Here is a 6,754-nt window from a genome sequence, read left to right as displayed (position 1 = left end):
CGTTGACCATGTGTATTCGAACGAGCCCAGCAGCGAACAATCACTAGAGCTAGCGCGCTATGCGTTGCTGGATTCGATCGGGTGCGCACTGGCGGCATTGGATAATGAGCCTTGCAAGCAACTGCTTAGCACCATGAAGTTTACGCTAGGTGCTTCTAATGGGGCTCGAGTACCTGGAGCGGGTGAGGAGTTTGGGCCAATTGAGGCTGCATTCCAAATTGGCACGTTGATTCGATGGCTGGAGTTCAATGACACTTGGCTTGCTCAGGAGTGGGGCCATCCGTCTGACAATCTAGGGGCAATACTCGCCGTCGCAGATTGGGTTTCCCGCAACAACAGAATAGCGGGACGAGAGCCCGTGTCTATGCGCACGGTTCTGGATGTCATGGTGAAGGTTTATGAAGTCCATGGGGTACTGTGCTTAGAAAACTGTTTCAACAAGCTCGGTATCGACCACGTAATATTCGTCAAAGTCGCCTCAAGCATTGCTGCTAGCGTTCTTATGGGGCTAAGCAGAGAGCAGGCGTTAAACGCATTATCCAATGCATTTATTGACGGTCATTCCTTACGAACCTACCGTCACGCGCCAAACGCTGGCACGCGTAAGTCCTGGGCTGCTGGGGATGCGACCGCGAGAGGGGTTCAGCTCGCACTGTTCAGCCAATCTGGCGAAATGGGCTACCCGAGTGCGCTCTCCACTCCACGCTGGGGCTTCAATGATGCCGTGTTCCAAGGCAAAGAGATGCTGCTGGGCCGCCCACTTGGAGAGTATGTCATTGAGAACATCCTCTTCAAGGTTCCCAATCCTGCCGAATACCATGCGCAGACCGCTGTGGAGGGGGCAATCAAACTTCATGCGTTCATGCATGAAAAAGGTCTCGTTATTGACGATATCAGCGAAATCTTCATTGAAACTCAAAAACCCGCGATGCAGATTATCAACAAGGTTGGAGTTTTGGGTAACCCGGCTGATCGTGATCACTGCTTGCAGTACATGGTCGCGGTCGCTGCGCTAAACGGCGATCTAACCATCGAAGACTTCGATGGGCCAATTGCGTTTGACCCTAGGGTTGATCAGCTTCGCGACAAGATTCGGTGTGAAGAAAAGCCGGAATACACAGCAAATTACTATGCCCCCGACAAGCGCTCAATCGGCAATACCCTCACCGTTCGCTTCAAGGCTCAGATCGAACCATTTGTGGCAGCAATAGAATACCCGGTCGGACATCGCGTTCGTAGATCTGAGTGTCTACCCTTGCTGGTGCAAAAGTTCACTGCCAATGCAAGTGTTCGTTACGGTTCGGAGCGCTCGAAAAACATCGAGAAATTGATCACAAGCTCTAGTGATCTTGAAGGACTTGCAGCTGACGACTTTATGCAAAATTAAGGTACTATCGCCAAACCAGATAAAAATCGACGAGAATGTCGTAAATTTTGTATTCTCGAATATTGCGAAAGATGACATTAATGAGTTAGGCCGCTTCGACTTTGCGGTCATTGCAACTTCAAAATCCGATATTCTGCCGGAAAGTGCCGTCGCCCAGAAGGTGAGGAAGGTTGCGCCGATTGTGCTCGGTGTAGCTGAAGCAGATGCCCTGCCAAGCATTTATGGTTGTTTGATTGACTTATCGCATGAGCTATTGCCATCTGTCGCTCCAACAGAGGTTAGCTCGGGGATGTTCTGCTTAGGCTCCTGCCAGTCAAACGGTATGCATGCGTCGTTAAGAGTGTTATTGGAAGCGTTGGCGAGCCATGGCAAGGACGCGACTGCAATTCTCTCGGTACAAACTGACATTGTGCATCCTGATACTCCCAACGGCGTACTGGGCACCCGTTCGTTCGAAGGACGTATGCAGGATGCTCGCAACAACCTGCGCCCCAGCTTCTCTCAGATCGTCCAAAGCCGCCGCAAGGTTCTGCCATGGGCTGACATGCTGAATACTGTTTCGCTTCGTGCACCAGTCCAAGCTCCCGGCTACCAAATCAACCGGTTTGTAATTTCGGATCAGGGAATGTTGCTCAAGAGCGACATCATCGATGCTGCCGCTAAAGTCCATGAGCACTATCCATACATCGCGATGGCTACAGATTTGCCGTTGGGTAGCCGCGCTTATGGCTACCAACCTCGCTGCGGTAGTCTCGTTGCCGACGATAAGCATCTGCTAATCAACCGTCCAAGCTACCTAAGTAAACAAGGTCTGTCCGAGGTGATAGTACAATCCTATGTCAGCAACACCATTGGTTACTCAGCCGTTGTGCTCGCAACACTACGCACTCTCAGTGCAGGCAAAAAAGGTTCTGTCTTCGAAGGTGTTTGCTAATGGCCAAGTCACATGATGTGGATCTTCTCAGCGCCGGATTTGTTATCAAAACGGCAAGGGACGAAAAATTCAATGAAAAGCTGACCAAGGAGGTTTTGCAAATCAAGGCACTATGCCAACTCCATCCTGATCAGATGATTCCCGTAATCCATGAAGGCGCGATAAACGGACGAGCCTTTTACGCATTAGAAAAAATCTCGGGCAGCACGCTCTCTAATATTGTATTCGACGCAAAACTGGCCAACACTTCGAAACGCGCCTCTCTGCAGAAAGCGCTGGCCACGATTGGCCCGGCAATTTCCAGGGAGTACCAGAATGCGAAAGGAGAGCGCTTTGACCTCCTTCGTAAGCTGCAGCAAGAATGGGACGCGATCAAGAGTCTTGACCCCATGTTTCTTGAGTGTCCTATTTTCAATGGTGTAATGCTTAACGAATCCTTGTTCGAGATTTATACAAAGGCATCAAACTTTGCCAGGTCCGAAAAGTTCTCTTCCGTCGATGTTGCACATTTGAATTTTCATTTTGGAAACGTGATCAGCAAAGAGGGAAATGGGCCAATTGTGTTCATTGACCCGGACGACTCAGTGAGAGGAGCGGACCCCCTGTTTGGCCTTGCGCGTTTTGCATTTTCCTTTTGGCATGAGATTGGCACCGAATCCCGAGGAAAAGTGACCGTCGACACCCAGGCGGATGGCAAACGGCACTACCGACTTGCTGAGGCGGATCACCAAACACTGTTGGATGAAGTTCCGGAGATCTCTCACCTCGGTGGCATTGCAGACTGGATCCTGTCGGAGGATCTCAAGCGTCTTTACGCTCTGACAGCGTATTGCTTCCTTCGCAGCATCAGGCTGAATAACACGACAGTTCCAGCACCATGCGGCGAGGCACTCCCTCAAGAGGTTCTGGCGTTAGGTTGTATTGTCTTCCTTTCTGGACAGTGCCCCCTTAATTAAAGAGCAGGTCACCAGAATCAGTTGACCACTACACACATCGTATTTGACGGGGGATGCAGGTAAAGAAAAAACCGGCCTTGATGGCCGGTTTTTTTGTGCCTGGGGTTTGGTGGAATCCCTACGAAAATTAGCGTTTTCGCATATGATCAATGTTCTGTTAGCGTTTTCATTGCACCAGTAAAGGATTTCGTCAATGCAAGTCGGTTTCAAGACCCTCGCAAACCGTCACGACATCGCACTGGCACAGCCTCTACGAGTCGACTCGATGATCGGCACTGTACGTGTCAGTCGCGAAAGTGACGGAAATGTGGAGAACCGCTATCCGGCAAGCTATCGGCCCGCAGACGATTTCGCAGGACATTTCGAATTCGGCCTCAAGTACGAAGAGATCCATCTCGAGTTCTTCGCCCGCCTGTTTGCGGTCACAGGTCCGCAGCCTATCGAAGACTGGTGTCGACGGGAGCCATTCGGCCAGTACGCCCGCCGTACGGGATTTCTCTACGAATGGCTGACAGGGCAACGTCTGGATGTGCCAGACGTGACCAATGGCGGTTATGTTGATGTACTTTCGCCACAAGATTACCTGACTCGTCACAAGGCACTGCGAACACGGCGTTGGCGAGTCAATAACAATCTGCCGGGGACGGCGCAGTTCTGCCCCTTGGTTCGTCGTACGGCACCGGTGCAGGACGCACTGCAATTCGATCTACGCGAGGCGTTGGATGAGTTGGATCAGGCCTTTGGTGCCGACATCCTGATGCGTACGGCCAGTTGGCTGACGTTCAAGGAATCACGCGCAAGCTTTCTCATCGAAAAGGAAGCCGACCAGGCCGATCGCATCCGGCGGTTTGCCCATGTCATTGGCCAGTACTGCGGTCATATCGAAGACCCGTTGAGCAACGACAGCCTGCAGTCCCTGCAAGCTGGCATTCTGGGGCGGGATGCTATCGGACTGGGCTTGCGGCACTCTCCTGTGTTCGTGGGACAAGCCACGATGCGCGAGGACATCGTGCATTACATTGCCCCACATTACGCGGATCTCGCTCAGCTATTGGCTGGACTCAACGAGTTTGAGGTCGCAACTCGAGGTGCGGAGTCAGTGGCACGTGCCGCTGTGTTGGCATTTGGCTTTGTGTACATCCATCCCATGCGCGATGGCAATGGCCGGATTCATCGCTTCCTGATCAACGACACCCTTATTCGGGATAAGGCAGTGCCCGACGGCGTGATACTGCCGGTGTCAGCCACAATCACGAGTTCGATCGACTTCAGGGCCGGCTACGACCGTACGCTCGAAGTATTCTCGCGACCGTTCATGCGACGTTACGCAGCGGACTATCGGTTCGGCGAACTCGTGACCTATGAGGACGGGACTCGCAGCAACTTCATCTTCGATGAATACAAGGACGCGTGCTTTGCCTGGCGCTATCCCGATCTGACCGAACAYGTCCTGTACACCGCACGTGTCGTCGAGCACACGATTCGAAAGGAAATGGCGGATGAAGCCAGAGTACTGGTGATCTTTCAGCAAGCTCAGGACCGGCTGAAAGAAGTACTGGAAATGCCAGACCAGGATGCGAACCGCATCATTCGCTCCATCAAGGAGAACGGCTGGGTGGTGTCCGGCAAGCTAAAGAAAGGGTACCCGCAGCTTGAAGATGAGCGCATGGCAGAACGCATTGTGGAGGCCGTGCGTTCTGCGTTTGAGGATCGTGAGATGGGGGGCGGTGAAGAGTGACTTTCGGTGGATTAGGATAAGGCGCAGGGGGATTGGGGAAAAACCGCCTTGATGGCTTTTTATTTATGCTAGGGATTTGGTCGAGTCATGATCGACCTGGCTATTCGCTGATAAATGAATCTGTCACCTTTTTACTCTTCTGCTCCCAATCGGGACGGCGGTCGGGATAGAGGACGTTAAAGACGCGCTTCAAAACCTTCAGCATCATTCCAAGCCTGATTTGAGGGAGGCAAGCTCCGACGATCATACCTCACAGCTTCAATGATGCTGACACTGCCATCGGTTGTCCCGCCCTCAAAAGATGGGGCTTGGCTATACCGGCGATGATGGCAAAATGGTATGTTGCGCAGGACAAGTGGAAATCAGGCACAGGGAATGTGGAATCTTGAAAAGGCAACCTGCGAAAGCAGCGTGTTTATATCAACAAGCGCAGCCGCCGCGTCGGCTGACAGCGTCTTGCTACCCTCCCAACCATCCGTAGGTCAGGCGATCCCATCATGCCGTATGGAGCTTATACCTGCGCCTGTTCATCACTCTTATATCAGCCAGCCGGGGCACTGCTCAGCCCTGAGTGGCATGCAGACAATTTAGGTTTTATATGGCGAATGCAAGGACAACATACCATCCTGAAGAGCACAGCATGCTTTATGCGGAGACAGGTGGTATCTGTCCGCTTTGCGCTCGTGTAATCATAGATAAGAAGCCAGGTTCAAAAAACCCTAGAAAGTTTTATGAAGTCGCTCACATCTATCCTCTGAACCCAACTACCGCTCAAACTTTGGCACTGGTAAATCACACGATCCCTATCGACATCAACGGGCTCGATAACGTGATCTGCTTGTGCCCTTCTTGTCACCGGAAGTATGACAAGGATTTTAAAATTGCAGAGTATGATCGGTTGCGGGAAATCAAGGACGGTTTCATCCGAGATACGGATGCCAGAAAGTCGATTTCTGAGCACAGCCTCAGGATAGAGATAAAAGAGCTGATTGAGTCCTTCGCCGATCTGGACGACGAAAACCTTGTCGCCTTTGACTTAGAGCTAAATGCTTTCACCTTGAAAGAGAAACTAAAGAAAGGTGCAAGTAACATCCTGAAGCGCAACATACGACACGATGTGGTTGGCTATTTCGTGACAATCCGTGATGAACTGCGGCTGCTTGAGCAACGGGATCAAGCAGCCGTAAAAATGCTACTCAACCAAGTTAATACCTATTTCTGGGCGATGCACAGAGAGCACCCCGACAACAAGGATGTCATTTTCAATTATATCGCTCAATGGATCAGCGCCAAGAGCGGTAAGTCGCTGGACGTCTCGAAGATTATAACTTCATTCTTTGTGCAAAACTGCGAGGTTTTCGATGCTAGTGCCTAGTAAGTTTACCAAGCTTGAAGAATCCACCATTTTCAAGATGCACGCCATCCTAGCAGAGAAGGAGCTTGGTGAAACTGTAGCCAAAGCCCTCGCCAAGACTCGCGATCAATTCTTAGACGCATCTGAATTTCTTGCTGCGATGGATGTTTTATTTTTCTTAGGCTATCTAGATGTTCAGGATGAAACTGGAGTGATTGAATATGCTTAAACAGATAAAGTGCAACCTATTCAATCAAAGCCCTATTGAATTCCATGCCGGGCTAAACATTGTCCTTGGTGATGATGAAGCAAAGAACAGCAAAGAACTCCATTGGCCTCTCTTGGTAATCGACTTCGCAATGGGCGGTAGTAGCCGGTAGTAGCC

Annotated in this window: 6 protein-coding genes; all 6 read left to right on the top strand. The window is 51.1% G+C overall.

All coding sequences use genetic code 11. The features are described 5' to 3' along the window. Window positions 1-1,387, top strand: a 1,387-nt coding sequence (locus AC1DH9_RS25550; protein WP_477809017.1) for a bifunctional 2-methylcitrate dehydratase/aconitate hydratase, incomplete at its 5' end; no start/stop codon positions are given. Further along, window positions 1,350-2,321 (top strand): hypothetical protein, encoded by a 972-nt coding sequence (locus tag AC1DH9_RS25545; protein WP_477809016.1) that lies wholly within the window; start codon window positions 1,350-1,352, stop codon window positions 2,319-2,321. The genes AC1DH9_RS25550 and AC1DH9_RS25545, both read left to right, overlap by 38 nt. Then, entirely contained in the window at window positions 2,321-3,277 is a 957-nt protein-coding gene (locus tag AC1DH9_RS25540; RefSeq protein WP_427536755.1) for a hypothetical protein, read from the top strand. The genes AC1DH9_RS25545 and AC1DH9_RS25540 overlap by 1 nt, the downstream gene beginning before the upstream one ends. Window positions 3,278-3,470: 193 nt before the next feature. Further along, window positions 3,471-5,015 carry a Fic family protein gene (locus AC1DH9_RS25535; RefSeq protein WP_427536757.1) on the top strand — a complete coding sequence of 515 codons (1,545 nt, stop codon included), beginning with the start codon at window positions 3,471-3,473 and terminating at the stop codon, window positions 5,013-5,015. A gap of 640 nt (window positions 5,016-5,655) precedes the next feature. Further along, a complete protein-coding gene (locus tag AC1DH9_RS25530) occupies window positions 5,656-6,390 on the top strand; it encodes an ABC-three component system protein (protein WP_427536759.1) in 735 nt (244 codons plus the stop codon). Then, the gene (locus AC1DH9_RS25525) at window positions 6,383-6,598 is read left to right on the top strand and encodes an ABC-three component system middle component 7 (RefSeq protein WP_427536761.1); all 216 of its coding nucleotides are present in this window, start codon (window positions 6,383-6,385) and stop codon (window positions 6,596-6,598) included. The genes AC1DH9_RS25530 and AC1DH9_RS25525 overlap by 8 nt, the downstream gene beginning before the upstream one ends. Window positions 6,599-6,754: the final 156 nt, after the last annotated feature.

It is taken from the genome of Pseudomonas sp. 05T35, from assembly GCF_056396605.1.
The sequence above is the reverse complement of the archived record's forward strand: the minus strand, read 5'-3'. Positions and strand labels throughout refer to the sequence as shown.

Excerpts from the sequence above, each read along its gene's own strand:
- AC1DH9_RS25540 (WP_427536755.1), top strand. The coding sequence starts at position 2,321 with ATGGCCAAGTCACATGATGTGGATCTTCTCAGCGCCGGATTTGTTATC.
- AC1DH9_RS25530 (WP_427536759.1), top strand. The coding sequence starts at position 5,656 with ATGCTTTATGCGGAGACAGGTGGTATCTGTCCGCTTTGCGCTCGTGTA.